This window comes from Mesorhizobium sp. M7A.F.Ca.US.011.01.1.1 (genome assembly GCF_003998295.1).
In the GTDB taxonomy this organism is placed as follows: domain Bacteria; phylum Pseudomonadota; class Alphaproteobacteria; order Rhizobiales; family Rhizobiaceae; genus Mesorhizobium.
The window spans coordinates 144676-158093 of the sequence record NZ_RZRT01000006.1; the positions used below are offsets into that span (position 1 = coordinate 144676).

The 13418-nt window shown below is 62.4% G+C and carries 13 protein-coding genes; 2 read left to right on the forward strand and 11 right to left on the reverse strand.

Features of this window, described 5'->3' with window-relative positions:
* Positions 1–13: 13 nt before the first annotated feature.
* Together EOA13_RS10660 and EOA13_RS10665 are read right to left on the reverse strand one after the other, a co-directional pair.
* Positions 14–610 carry a histidine phosphatase family protein gene (locus EOA13_RS10660; RefSeq protein WP_127292204.1) on the reverse strand — a complete coding sequence of 199 codons (597 nt, stop codon included), beginning with the start codon at positions 608–610 and terminating at the stop codon, positions 14–16.
* Complete coding sequence (locus EOA13_RS10665; RefSeq protein WP_127292207.1) at positions 607–1710, reverse strand: inositol-3-phosphate synthase; 1104 nt, start codon at positions 1708–1710, stop codon at positions 607–609. The genes EOA13_RS10660 and EOA13_RS10665 overlap by 4 nt, the downstream gene beginning before the upstream one ends.
* A 156-nt stretch (positions 1711–1866) precedes the next feature.
* Here EOA13_RS10665 and EOA13_RS10670 point away from each other — a divergent pair, with 156 nt between their 5' ends.
* Positions 1867–3609 (forward strand): hypothetical protein, encoded by a 1743-nt coding sequence (locus EOA13_RS10670; RefSeq protein WP_127292210.1) that lies wholly within the window; start codon positions 1867–1869, stop codon positions 3607–3609.
* Between the two features lie 9 nt (positions 3610–3618).
* Here the strand turns inward: EOA13_RS10670 and EOA13_RS10675 are convergent, their stop codons facing one another.
* The 9 genes from EOA13_RS10675 to EOA13_RS10715 all read right to left on the reverse strand — a co-directional run bounded on the left by EOA13_RS10675 (position 3619) and on the right by EOA13_RS10715 (position 12843).
* Positions 3619–3804, reverse strand: coding sequence for a hypothetical protein (locus tag EOA13_RS10675; RefSeq protein WP_032900517.1), 186 nt, complete (start codon positions 3802–3804; stop codon positions 3619–3621).
* A gap of 94 nt (positions 3805–3898) precedes the next feature.
* Entirely contained in the window at positions 3899–4945 is a 1047-nt protein-coding gene (locus EOA13_RS10680; protein WP_127292213.1) for a UDP-glucuronic acid decarboxylase family protein, read from the reverse strand.
* A gap of 23 nt (positions 4946–4968) precedes the next feature.
* Positions 4969–6072, reverse strand: coding sequence for a glycosyltransferase (locus tag EOA13_RS10685; protein ID WP_127292216.1), 1104 nt, complete (start codon positions 6070–6072; stop codon positions 4969–4971).
* The gene (locus tag EOA13_RS10690; RefSeq protein WP_127292219.1) at positions 6069–7163 is read right to left on the reverse strand and encodes a glycosyltransferase; all 1095 of its coding nucleotides are present in this window, start codon (positions 7161–7163) and stop codon (positions 6069–6071) included. The genes EOA13_RS10685 and EOA13_RS10690 overlap by 4 nt, the downstream gene beginning before the upstream one ends.
* On the reverse strand, positions 7160–8290 hold the full coding sequence (locus EOA13_RS10695) for a glycosyltransferase (protein WP_127292222.1): 1131 nt from the start codon (positions 8288–8290) through the stop codon (positions 7160–7162). The genes EOA13_RS10690 and EOA13_RS10695 overlap by 4 nt, the downstream gene beginning before the upstream one ends.
* A 2-nt stretch (positions 8291–8292) precedes the next feature.
* A complete protein-coding gene (locus EOA13_RS10700; RefSeq protein WP_127292225.1) occupies positions 8293–9393 on the reverse strand; it encodes a glycosyltransferase family 4 protein in 1101 nt (366 codons plus the stop codon).
* On the reverse strand, positions 9378–10670 hold the full coding sequence (locus EOA13_RS10705) for a TIGR04295 family B12-binding domain-containing radical SAM protein (RefSeq protein ID WP_127292228.1): 1293 nt from the start codon (positions 10668–10670) through the stop codon (positions 9378–9380). Before EOA13_RS10705 ends, EOA13_RS10700 begins: the two co-directional genes overlap by 16 nt.
* Complete coding sequence (locus tag EOA13_RS10710) at positions 10667–11740, reverse strand: NAD-dependent epimerase/dehydratase family protein (protein ID WP_127292231.1); 1074 nt, start codon at positions 11738–11740, stop codon at positions 10667–10669. The genes EOA13_RS10705 and EOA13_RS10710 overlap by 4 nt, the downstream gene beginning before the upstream one ends.
* A complete protein-coding gene (locus EOA13_RS10715) occupies positions 11737–12843 on the reverse strand; it encodes an SDR family NAD(P)-dependent oxidoreductase (protein ID WP_127292234.1) in 1107 nt (368 codons plus the stop codon). The genes EOA13_RS10710 and EOA13_RS10715 overlap by 4 nt, the downstream gene beginning before the upstream one ends.
* Positions 12844–13055: 212 nt before the next feature.
* Between EOA13_RS10715 and EOA13_RS10720 the strand changes: the two genes are divergently transcribed.
* Positions 13056–13328 carry a hypothetical protein gene (locus tag EOA13_RS10720; RefSeq protein WP_127292237.1) on the forward strand — a complete coding sequence of 91 codons (273 nt, stop codon included), beginning with the start codon at positions 13056–13058 and terminating at the stop codon, positions 13326–13328.
* Positions 13329–13418 lie beyond the last annotated feature (90 nt).

Here is a 13418-nt window from a genome sequence, read left to right on the forward strand (position 1 = left end):
CGGCAAATCCTCGTCAGGCAACTTCGTTCAATCGGATCAGCTTCGCCCCCCAGTCCCCCGACACGATCGTCGTGATCGAGGCGGGGTCGATGTCGAAGCGAAAGCAGTCACCGGCCGGCAAGCCAAGGATGTTGCAGACGGCGGCCTTGATCACATCGGCGTGGCTGACCAGGGCGACGCATTGGTTCTGATGCCGCTCGCGGACCGCGGTCATCAGCGACACAATGCGTTGCTGGACATCCTGCATGGTCTCGCCACTCGGTGTCCTTGCCTCCTGCCGCTGGTCATTCCAGGCTCGCCAATTGGCGTCGCCATTCAGCTCATCGAAAGTCTTTCCCGACCAGTCGCCGAAGTCGATCTCGTCGAGTTCGGCGCAGATCGCGATTTCCCCGACACCGCAGGCTAGCGCGATTGGCAGCGCCGTCTCTCGCGTACGCTCACGCGGGCTGCACAGGATCGCGACGATAGGCTCCCGGGCCATGCGGCCGCCAAGCTGCGCTGCCTGTGCCTTGCCGGCATCGCCGAGGCAAACGCCGTCCATCCGGCCTGCAAGATAAGAGCCGACATTGTCGTGTGCCGCATGGCGGATCAGAAAGAAGGTCGTCGTCATTCTGCGGCATCGAGCAAAGGCTCGTCCTTGCCGGCGATGAACGCAAGCGTGCGCTGCCGCGCTTCGGCGTCGGTGAACTGTTCGGGAGGCGACTTCATGAAATAACTGCAGGGACCGGTCAGGGCACCGGCTATGCCGCGATCGAGCGCCAGCTTCGCGCAGCGTACCGCATCGATCACCACGCCGGCTGAATTTGGAGAATCCCAGACTTCCAGCTTGAGTTCGGCATTGAGCGGCACGCCGCCGAAAGTCGTGCCTTCCACCCTTATATAAGCCCATTTGCGATCGGTGAGCCAAGGCACATGGTCGCTCGGGCCGACATGAATATTGCCCGGCTCCAGGGGAACATCGAACTGGCTGGCCACGGACTGTGTCTTCGAGATTTTCTTCGATTCCAGCCGCTCGCGTTCCAGCATGTTGAGAAAATCGGTGTTGCCGCCGAAATTCAGCTGATAGGTGCGGTCGATGCGCACGCCGCGTTCGCGAAAGAGATTGGCCAGCAACCGGTGCACGATGGTCGCGCCGACCTGGCTCTTGATATCGTCGCCGACCAGCGGCAGTCCTCGCTGCTCAAAGCGCCGGCGCCATTCCGGACGTGAGGCGATGAAAACGGGTATGCAATTGACGAAGGCGCAGCCGGCCTCGAGTGCGCATTCGGCATAGAAGCAGGTCGCCTCCTCGGAACCCACCGGCAGGTAGGAAACCAGCACGTCAGCGTTGCTGTCGCGCAGTATCTCGCTGACATTGGCAACCGGCTCCGGAGCTTCTTCAATCTCGTCACGCAAATATTTGCCGATCCCGTCCAGCGTCGGTCCGCGCTCGACGCGAACGCCGGTTGTCAACGCGTCGGCAAAGCGGAACGTGTTGTTGGGGGCGGCGTAGATCGCTTCCGCAACGTCGAGGCCAACTTTGCTCCTGGCGACATCAAACGCGCAGACAATCTCGATGTCGTCGACATGGTAGCCGCCGAGGTCGGCATGCATCAGCCCAGGGATTGGTTCGTTGCTTTTCGCGTGACGGTAAAAGGAGAGGCCCTGCACGAGGGAGGATGCGCAGTTGCCGACCCCAACGATACCAACACGAACCTTTTTCGATCCCACGAAACCGCCACCCTATGTTGTTCAAAGGTAAGTTCCTGGCGCCGAACCATCAGCGTGCCGGAATGTTCCTCCGCCCATCGAAAAATTGCGCGAGACAGCATGGATCGAAGCTGCATTCGATGCGTTGCCGCACGGCAAGCATTGGAAAACCGATCGATGATCGTCTACGGCGACCACAAGCAGACGCAGAACGCACAACAGCTTCGCGAAGCAGCCAGCGAAATGGCCGAAAGCCTGGATCGGATGTCCTATGGCGTCCCACGCCACGCTTCATTGGTCGGACTGTTCATCAGCGTGTCGGAGCTGGTTCAGGCGCTTGCCGATGTCGATTTCGAAACCAGCGGCATCGACATCTTTTCGCCGCGACAACAGCAAGGTGCCAGGTTGCTGGTCGGACTTGCGGCAGAGGTGGCGAAGTCGTGGCGAAGCGGTTTCGACGTCGGCGGTGGCATCGATCCGGGACTTCTCAAACTGCTCGCCGGGCTCGACTGCCAGGCCGAGGTTGTGACCGGCTCTGCCGAGGGTTATGCGCACTATGCGCTTTATCCCGAAAGCTATTTGGACGCGGCGCGGAAGTCGGGTCTCGATGCGAACACATGCGTAATCGGCGTCCGCAGCATTGGCCTCGGGCTGGCAGCTATGGTGGCGGCCTCGATTGGTGCGCCGGCGCCATTCAGCGTTCGCCCGATCGGCCATCCCTTCCGCCGGCATGTCAACGCCGATCCGCGGTCGATCGCCACCTGGAAGAACAATCCGTCGGCTCGCTTTGCCGTTGTCGACGAGGGTCCCGGCCTGTCCGGCAGTTCGATGCATGCCGTTGTCGTGTGGCTGCGTGAACTGGATATCGATACGGATCGCATTCACCTGTTTCCCAGCCATTCAGGCGGCCCGGGCACCGAAGCGTCGCGGGAGGCTCGGGAGACGTGGTCGCGCTGTCCGAAACATGTGGCGACGGCGTTTGAATGCACCTTCTCGGAAAGCTCGAAAATTCCCACGCTGCGCGAATGGGTGGCCGAGGCGGTCGGCAGGCCGGAATTAAGCCTGACCGAACTGTCTGGCGGCGAGTGGCGGGCCGCCCACTACCCCGACGAAGGGCGCTGGCCGCCGAGCCCACGCGGTACCGAGCGGCGCAAATTCCTGGCGTCCGCCGGGCGTGATCGCTGGCTCGTCAAATTTGCAGGCCTCGGCGAAACCGGACTGCGCAAGAAACGAGCCGCGGCGATGTTGCATGAAGCCGGGTTCGGATCGCAAGTTGTCGCGCTTTGCCATGGCTTTCTGGTTGAACGGTGGATTGACGGCACTACGATGGATCAGGCGCCGCTGCCCAGGGAAAGACTGATCGTGGAGTTCACAAATTACCTAGCCTGGCGTGCGCTTAATCTTCGAACTTGCGAACCGGGTGCATCATTGCTGGCGCTCGCGGAGATGGCTGTTTCCAACGCGTCGGAAGCCTTGGGCGAAAAACGCGCGGCGACGTTGCGCGGTTGGCTCTCGAAACAGACCCCCGCGCACGTACTGCAGCGCGTTGAAATCGACGGAAAGCTCCAACCGTGGGAGTTTCTCGTTCGTGCCGACGGCAGGGTGCTCAAGACAGATGCTGTCGACCATTGCCGGGCACACGATTTGATTGGCTGCCAGCCGATTGAGTGGGACATTGCCGGCGCCCGTGTCGAGTACGGGCTATCCGACAGCGATGTGAGGACCCTGGTCCAAGGAATGAAGCTTGCCATCGACAACGGCCACATCGGCTTTTTCGAACCGTGCTATTTGGCATTCCAGCTCGGGCTCTGGAGCACGGCTGCGCAATCCGAAAATGGCCGGGAAAAAGCAAGGCTGGCCGCGACGGCAGACCGATATAGGATGCGACTGATACGGTTCCTGGACGAATGCCGGCCATGATCGTTCCGATCAGTCCAGCCTTCGCAACATGTCCGCTTCCTGCTCGAGAATAGTGGCCACTTCCTCCCGCTGGAGATGCGTCATCATCAGGCTGACGCAGCACTCGAGATAGGTGATCGAGGCGCGCCGCAGATAGGCAGCCGTTTCGCGTTCGGCCATCTGGTCGATATCCCTCGCGGGTCGCTTGGGTTGCATGAGGATGATCCTCCGTATCGGGTCCTCCCGCCAAACCACAAGCTTGGGCGGATGTTCCGCACGATCTCGGGAAAGATTCGACCGCCGACTCGCATCATGCCGGAAGGTTCTGCAGCCCGCCGGATGCGGGTCTCACCCTTTTGGCAAAGCCTGTCATCTGATCGCCGATGCGACTGCCTTCGAGTGCCGCGAAATAATCGATCGTCAGCTTGAGCCCTTCGTTGAGGGGCACCTTCGGTGTCCAGCCGAGCAGCGCTTTTGCACGCGAAATATCGGGCTGCCTGCGCCGAGGATCGTCTTGCGGCAGCGGCAGAAATCTCAGATCCGATTTGGTGCCGGTCATCGCCTTTACCAACGCCGCCAGTCGCACGATGCTGAATTCTCCGGGATTGCCCAGGTTGACCGGCTTGCCCGGATTGGGATCGATATCCATCAGTCGCCTCAATCCATCGATCTGATCGGAGACGTAGCAGAAGGATCGCGTCTGCAAGCCGTCGCCGAAGATCGTCAGAGGACGTTTCTCGAGCGCCTGCATGATCAGGTTCGAGACGATGCGGCCGTCCGCCGGATCCATTCTCGGACCGTAGGTGTTGAAGATGCGCGCGACGCGCACGTCGGCTTTGCCGGCTCTAAGATAGTCGAAGCAGAGCGTTTCGGCGGTGCGCTTGCCCTCGTCGTAGCAGGCGCGTGGGCCGGTGCAGTTCACATGGCCAACATAGTCCTCCTTCTGAGGATGTTGCTCCGGATCGCCATACACTTCGCTCGTCGAGGCCTGTAGCAGCCGCGCGTTATTGTGGGCAGCGAGTTCAAGCAGGTTGAGCGTGCCGATCACACAGGTTCGCGTGGTGTGGATCGGGTCGGCCTGGTAACGCGGCGGCGAGGCAGCGCATGCCAGATTGAAGATACGCTCCACGGGCTCGCCGAGATCCAATGGCCGGCAGATGTCCTGCTCGATCAATCGGAAACCCGGCTGGTCCATGATCGAGATGATGTTCTCCATGCGCCCAGTCAGGAAATTGTCGGCGCAGATCACGCGCCAGCCGTCGCGGAGCAATGCTTCGCAAAGATGCGAACCGAGGAATCCCGCACCGCCGGCAACAAGCACTGCCTTTGCCCTTTGCGCGTTTCTTTTTTGTCGCATCGTCGTTTTCTCCTGTATGCCGGTCATGCTGCGCTTCCGATGTCGAAATCGAGGGCCGCCGCCCTTGGCTGTGTCAACGCCGCCACGAATTCGCGGGCCCTGGCCGCACCGGTGTGGAATGCGAGGACGCGTTCGCGGGCCCGGCGGGCCATGGCCCGGCGTGTGCGCTCGGACTCGCCGAAGAGGATCTCGACGACAGCGTCCGTTTCTCCGGCGGTGTGGATCGCCGATGCGGGAAAGAAGCTGTCGAGCCCTGGCCAGCGATCGCTGATGATGGGCGTGCCGCAAGCAGCCGCTTCGAACAGGCGCACACTGGGCGACCATCCGGCAGCGATCATGGAACTGCGTGTGACGTTCAGCGTGTAGCGCTGACGGCTGTAGAACGCGGCATGATCGGCCGGCGGCAAATGTTCGATGCGTTCGACATTGTCCGGCCAGGTGATGTCGGATGGGTATTGCGAGCCCGCTACGACGAAACGGCGGTCTGGCATATGCCGTGCGGGTTCGAGCAGCAGCGCGTTCAGCGTTGCCTGCCGATCCGCGCTGTAGGTGCCGAGATAGCCGAGATCCCAGCGGATCGGATCGCCGGTCCGGTGATGCCGTTCCGGGTCGGCCGAGCAGTAGAGCGGTTCGGCTCGGCGCGCGCCGAACTCCTCCACCAGATGGCCAAGCATCGGCCCGCCGGTGAACGAGAAGTAGACATCGAAATACGGAATCTGCCGCCAGCTCAGATAATCGCAATCATCGGCCGAAAGCTGCGCCACGGTCACCGGTGTGTCGATGTCGTAGAAGCAGAAGCGCCCCTTGCAAAATGAAGCGACGATGTCGATGACCACGCGCCCTTCCGGCACGAAGGAGCCGATGACGACGATGTCGGCCTGCTCCAGGCACCGGGCGTAGTCGCGTTGCAACTCCGCAGTGGTTTCGTAGTAGCGCAAGGCGCAGAAATCCGGATCTCGCAGATCGCGGTGGTTGGCGTACCACGGCACGTCGCGCTCCAGAAAGGTCACGCGGTGGCCGAGTTCGTGCAGACCTTTCAGCAGGCCTCGAAACGTCGTGGCGTGACCGTTTCCCCAGGACGAGGACAGCGACAGGCCGAGAAAGACGATGTCCAATTGCTTGGTCATTCCGCTGCCTCCACGGTCCCCTGCTCGAAATGACGTTTGAAGACGGCATCGGCCACGTCCGCCCGCAGCGCGTAGGTATGGTCGGCCAGCACGCGGCAAAGTGCGGCCTGGCCGATTGCTTTTGCCCGACTGGAGGTCAGCGAGCGCATGATCTCGGCGACATCGTCGCCGTCGCGCGCAACCAGGATCTCCTCGCCTGGTTTCAGGAACAGTTCCACGCCCAGCCACGCGTCGGTGATGAGGCAGGCACCGGCGCCGGCTGCCTCGAAGACACGCGTGGCCGGTGAAAAACCGTTTACGGCCATGCTGTCGCGACTGATGTTCAGCACCGCCATGGGTGTGACGTTGAAGGCATTATGATCGCGGGTGCCAACGTGACCAAGCCAGCCGACATTGGCGGGAAGCGGCTTGTCTCCCCAGCCAGATCCGCCGAGCAGAAAACGCTGTTTCGGAAGCTGGCTTGCGGGATCGAGGAAGAACGCTTCGACGCGTGCCTCACGATCCGGCAGCCGGTTGCCCAGGAACGCCAAATCGCAAGCGAAACGCGCATTGCTGATGACGGGGTGATGCGTTTGGGGATCGAGCGCATTATAGATCGGCACGCATTCGTTCGCGCCCATGGCACGGTAGGCCCAGACGACGGGGTCGCCACCGCCATAGGTCAGCACAAGGTCAATTTCTTGAAGGGCGCCATGGAGCGGATGGTCCGGTTCGTCGCGCAGCTGGGCAAGGGTTGCTGGAGCGTCCACGTCCCAGAATACCACCAGCGCGTCGCTGCGGGCGTGGTCGAGGACGGCGCGCAGCAGCGCCTCGTCCTCGAAACCGACGCCACTCGCCTTGACGACGATGTCGGCGCTGGCGGCGCGTGCCGCGACCTGCATCAGCGCGTGCTGGGTCGCTTCATAAACGACCACAGTGCACCAGTCAGGCGCCTCGATGTCGCGGTTCTTCTGCCGGTCGTAGACGTCGGGCTCATAGAAGGTGATTTCGTAGCCCAATTGGGAAAGCGCCTTCAGCAACCCGCGATAGTAAGTCGCGGCACCGTTCCAGTAGGACGACAAGAGGCTCGATCCGTAGAATGCCATCTTCATGCGGCGGCTTCCTTTGCGGTGGTCTTGTTGATGGTGTGTTCGGCTGTGCATTCCGTGAGCACGCCGAACAACTCGTCGACGCGATGCCGGCAGGTGTGCCGCGAGCGGATGGTCTCGAGACCCGAAGTCACCAGGGAAGCCGCGAAATCCGCATCGGCCAATACCGCCCGCAGGTGTTGCCGCATTTGCGAGCCATTGTGGGCAAACAGAAAGTCGACGCCGGGCCTGAACAGCTGCTCGACATCGGACCATGGTGCTGAAATCAGCGGAATGCCGCAGGCGAGCGCCTCGAACATGCGGATCGTCGGAATTCCGGGCAAACCCTCACGATAGGGGCGCCGTGGGATGTGGACGGTGACACGATGCGCGGCGAACGCCTTCGGCACGTCGGCATTGGCGATCCATCCGTCATAGCGCAGTCCGGCGGCGGCTAGGTCCGTGAGCGCCGGCTTGGGATAGCGGACGCCGTGCACCGTGGCCTCGAGGCCGAGACCGCGGACTGGCTTGATCAGAAACTCCCTGAGTTCGGCGGTTCGTTCATCGTCGCCCCAGTTTCCAATCCAGACCAGATCGGACGTGATGTGGATCTCCGGGTGCGGCTTGAACAGGCGATCGTCCGCGGCTTCATGCCAGGTGAAGACGCGCTTGCCCCAGCCGGCGCGCAGATAGCTCTCGCGCAAGGCCTCGCCAAAGGCGAGAACGCCGTCATAGTGCTCCAACCGCAGCGCCGAGATTGCCTCGGTGGCCGATACGGCCCGGTGGTGGGTGTCATGAAACAGAAGGATGAAGTTGCCGCCAGCGGCCCGGGCACGGCCGAGGCGTGCGACAAGCTCCGGATCCGTCCACTCATGAACGATCACAACGTCGGCCTCAGCGATCCAGGCTTCGTGATCGAACCCGGCATCGTAGGTCACCGGCATCAGTTCTGGGAAATCCTTGCGGAAGCGTTCGATAGCGAAGGATCCCTTCTCGGCCAGCAGGTTCGAACGGCTCCAGCCGTCCGCGGGCTCCAGCGCCACCGCCTGGTGCTGGCGCGCGACCAGTTCCCGCATGATACCGCGCAGGAAATGGGCATTGCCGTGGTTCCAGTCGGAAACGACCGAGTGGGTGTAGAACAGAAAGCGCATGGTCAGCGCCCCGCCATGGCCAGGGCCGCCTTGTCGTAGACGCCTCGCATGGCCGCCGCTTGCCTGACCAGTGTAAACCGGCGGCTCCGTCGCATGGCTGCCTGGCCGAGCTCCCGCCTGAATTCGGCGTCGCTGGAGAGACGATTGAGGCAGGCAGCGAGGTCGTGCGGATTGCGCGCATCAAAGAACACCGCGGCCCCGTCCCATAGTTCGCGGTAGGTTGCGATGTCGGAAAGCACCAGTGGCGTTGCCGACATGGCAGCTTCCAGCGCGGCCAGACCGAATGGCTCATAGATTGATGGTGACACGAAAATGCCGGCGCGCGCCATCAAGGAGCGCACCTCGTGAGAGGGCAGTGCTCCCAGAGGAACAGCATAGCTGAAGCTGGTATGCCCGCCGTTCGGACCGTGCATCGAACCGGCGACAAAGATGGGCCATTGCGTCAGCGACGCGGCCTGGTCGACCACCGCCGCATTCTTGCCCTCGTCCCACCAGCGGGCCGCGGCGAAGACGAGTGGTTGACGTTTTTCGGCATTCGGGACGGGACGGGCGCCATTTGCAACAACATGCAGGCGCGCGATCGGGCCGTAGCAGGTCTCAAGCATGTCGGCGTGGCTGCGGCTCGGCGCGATGACTGCGTCGGCCCGATCCAAGCCGCGCCTGTTGCGCTCCTTCTGCCAGGCCCATGCGCCGTCCACTGTCTGTTTCCTGACGGCGTGGAACCATGTCGTCACGCAGGAATGGGAGACCACCACGGCTGGGCATGGCGCATCGAATCCCGATGCCTGCGTCGGCGCGTTGAAATGGACAAGGTCGATGGCGTGGTCGCGCATGGGCGCAAGCAATTCCCGCGGCAGCGCGTCGAGGTCGCTGCCGTTGCGGGTCATCCAATCCGGCGGCGTGTTCAACCAGATCAGCGTCGTGAAAGCCTCCGCCTCCTCGGCCTGCTGCCTCGACGGTTGCGGACCGAGGCCGGCAAGCACCACGCTGTCGCCATCGTTCACAAGTTCCCGTGCCAGATCAAGCGCGTAGCGCCATACGCCGCCCACGGCATCGACGGTCATCAGGATGCGCCGCGAGCGCGGCGTCAGTGTCCGCAACATGTCGCCTCCAGTTCCGCCAGCGGCCGCGGCCGCCTCTCCTGGATGTCACTGAATTTCTGGAAAGATGCGAGGTAGTGGTCATGGGCGCGTTCCCAGGCAAGGTCGTCGGGTTCGCCCCAAAGCTCGCGGTAGCTGGGCGAACTCGGATACGGGTAAAGCGGCACAGGTTCGTTGGCCCATACGCCGTGGTCGATCAGGTGGGTTCGCCAGTGCTCGACCAGGGCGGGATCATCCTCGACCACGCCGATCAGATTGGCCTGGACGAATGGAACGTGACGTCTGGCATCGACGAGCAGCGCGGCGAGTTCCTCGGTCCCCAGCCGGCAGCGCTTGGCCAGCATTGCCCGACCTTCGACGGTCAGGCTTTCGAGACCGGCCTCGATGGAGACGCAGCCCGCGGCGCCCAGCAATTCCAGCAGCTCGGGCTTCCACAGATCGATGCGGGTCTGTACGCCGAATTTCACGTCGCGATCGACCAAGGCTTCCAGCAACGCTTTTTGCGGCAGGAAGATCTCGTCGATGAAGTAGATGTAGCCGACACCTTGGGCAATCAGCCGATCGATCTCCGCTACCACCACTTCGTGGTTTCGACGGCGATAGGCATCACGGAAATCGATCTTGGCGCAGAAGCTGCAATTGTAGGGACAGCCGCGCGATGCCTCGACTTCCGCGCCGAACCCGACCTGACTGTCGTCAAACCTGTGATGGTGATGCGCATGGGCTGCGATCCAGTCCGCTGGCCATTCGAGTGGCAGATGATCGACAAACGAGCTGGCGTGGACGCCGCCGTTCGAAACCACCTTGGCGTCCCGTAGATAAGCGGTTGAGGGCACCGCGCTCCAATCGTCGCGCTGGGCAAGTTGCTCGACGACTTCTTCGCATTCGCCGCGCACGACGATGTCGACACCAAGCTTGCGCAAGGTTGGCGCCGGCGTCGCCGAGCCGTGCGGCCCGACCGCGACCGTGCGTCCACCGCGCCCGGCCAGACGGTTGAGGAAATCGGCCGGCACACGCAATTCCGGCGGTGCGCAGCGCCAGAACAGATAGGTCGGGGCGGTACTGACGACGGTCATAGCCGGGGCGAAATCAGCCACCCGCTCGCAGAGACCGGAATTATCGAGCTTCTGCAACTGGCCATCCAGCATCAGCACCTGATGTCCGGCGGCTTCGAGCAGGGCCTTCGAATAGCCGAGTTCCAGCGGCAGATGCGGTTGGCGGCAGCCGAAATAAATGCTGTCGTCATACGTCCAGGACGGGTTCACCAGGGCGATTTTCATGCAACGTACCTCACGGCTTCAGGGCGAGGCTCGAGCCGATGGCGCTGCAGCCAGTCGGCGAGGTCGCGGATGCCTTCGCGCCATGAAACATGGGCCATCCAGCCAAGCGCGGTTTTGATCTTGCGGGTGTCGGCGACGAAGAAGGGCTGGTCGCCGGTGCGTTCCCCATCATGGCGGATTGAAAGATCATGGCCGGTCAGGCTACGGATTTCGCTCAACAACCTGCGCAGGCTGACCGCATTTTCCGGGCCGCCGCCAAGATTGAATGCCTGGCCTTCGGTGGTCTCGATGCGATCGAGCACGGCCCTGTAGGCGGCGACGGCATCGGAGACATGCAGGATATCGCGCACTTGCCTGCCGTCGCCGTAAATGGTGATCGGGCGCCCCGTCAGCGCGCTGAGCAGGAAGTGCGCGACCCAGCCCTGGTCCTCGGTTCCGAACTGGCGCGGTCCATAGATGCAGCTCATCCGCAGCACCGCCGTCGGCATGCCGTAGGATTTGGCATAGTCGAGCACATACTGATCCGCCGCGCCTTTGGAGCAACCGTAGGGCGTGCAGAAGTCCAGGCCCCGAGCCTCATCGATGCCGTTCGCCTGGATGACGCTGTCGCAAGGCACATAGCAATCGCCGTCCTCGCGGACCGCGACGTCGGGCAGGCTGCCATAGACCTTGTTGGTGCTGGCAAAGATCACAGGGATGCGCTCACCGCTCAGTCGCGCCGCCTCCAGAACGTTGAACGTCCCGCGAAGGTTGATGTCGAAATCCTCGCCCGGCTGGACCAGGCTTGTGGTGACGGCGGTTTGCGCGGCCAGATGGAAGATCGCCTTCGAACTCATCAGAGCCGGCGCCAAGGCGTTGGCGTCCCGCACGTCGATCATCTCCACCGTGAGCCGACCGCCGTGTTTTTGCGCCAGCCATTCAAGGTTCTGCTCGACGCCCGGACGGCTGAGATTGTCGATCACCAGTACCGGTTCGCCATCCGACAACAGGCTGTCGGCGAGGTTCGATCCTATGAAGCCGCTGCCGCCGACGATGGCGACCGGCGCGTCGCGTCGATTGCGTGTGTTCATGACACCAGCCCACGTTCTTCGAGCTCGCGCTTCATGTCGGCGCCGCGGTCGACGGCGGACGTGTTACGCACCCAGGAAACGAACTCGCCGAGCGAATTCTCCAGTTGCCGCACCGGCTCGAAACCGAGCAGCTCACGGGCCTTGGAGATATCGGCGAAGCAGTTCCGGATATCGCCGGAGCGGGCTTTGCCGAGCAGTTCCGGCGAGCGGTTCGGTGTCCCCATGGCTTCGGCCAGCAATCGCGCGACTTCGCTGATCGCATAGGCGCGGCCGCTGCCGATGTTGATGACATGACCCCTTGCCTGGCGTTGCTGCAGAGCAAGGCGAAAGGCGCGGGCGACGTCACGCACATGGACGAAATCGCGCTTCTGTTCGCCATCCTCGAAGATCATTGGCCGTTGGCCGTTGGCGAGACGCGAAGCGAAGTTGGCAAGCACGCCGGTATAGGGATTGGATAACGCCTGGCCGGCGCCGAAGACATTGAACAGGCGCAGCGCGACCGCATCGACGCCATAGGCCTCGCCGAAGATCAGCACGGCGCGCTCCTGGGCGTATTTTGTCAGCGCATAGATTGAGGCAAGATCTACCGGCTTTTCTTCGTCGGTTGGCAGCGGCGAGAGGGCGTCTCCCTCCGGCGACAGCGGGTCCCATTGCCCGCTCCTGATGTCGCTCGCCTTGCGCCGAGCATTGTCGACACGCCGGCCGTCGGACGTGGCATAGAGTCCCTCGCCGTAGACACTCATTGACGAGGCAACGACGATGCGCTCGACCGGGTGTTTGATCAGCGCCTCAAGCAGCGTTGCGGTGCCGAGATCGTTGCTGCCGACATAGCGCGCGATCTCGTACATCGATTGTCCGACGCCGACTTCCGCCGCCAGATGAATGACCGCGTCAATGCCTTCCAGCGCCCTGGCGACCGCCTCCCGGTCGCGGACGTCGCCCTTGATCAGTTCGGTCCCGGCGGGAAGCGCGACGGCTTCGCCCGCATGCACCTGCTCCAGCAGCGCATCGAGGATGCGAACCGAATAATCCTGCTCGACGAGTTCCTGTGCGACATGCCGGCCGATGAAGCCGCAGCCTCCTGTAACCAATATGCGTTTCACGACGACTCCTCAGACAAGTAACCTCGGCGCCCCGAACTTTTCGGCAAAAGGTTTGTTCCCTTGCTTCAACAAAGTTCCTTTGGCCGGTCCCATTGGGAGCCGGCGCAGCGCGATCACGGCGCGGTTCTGGAACATTGACGTGCTTGTGCTGTTAGGACGCCCGACAGCCCGCGTGTCCTATGTGGCAACGCCGATGATCAAAGGAGATTTCAATGTCTCAGTCGCAAATGACCACCAACCATGACGAAATTCGCAAATGGGCCGAGGAGCGGGACGGCCGGCCGGCGGTGGTGCGCACCAAAGGCGAGGGCGGTATCCTGCGGATTGACTTCGGCGAGCCCGAGGAAGCATTCGAGCCCATCGAATGGGACGAGTTCTTCCGGATATTCGACGAGAATGATCTGGCCTTTCTGTATCAGGCCAAGACCGGTGAGGGGAAAGCCAGCCGTTTCAACAAGTTCGTCGAGCGCAATCAGAAGGGCTGATGACGCCGGTCAAGCGGCCTATCTGTACGGCCAGTTTTTCGAGATGTGGTGAACAATGACGGCCCCGCGGCTTAGCACTTCAGCCTGAGA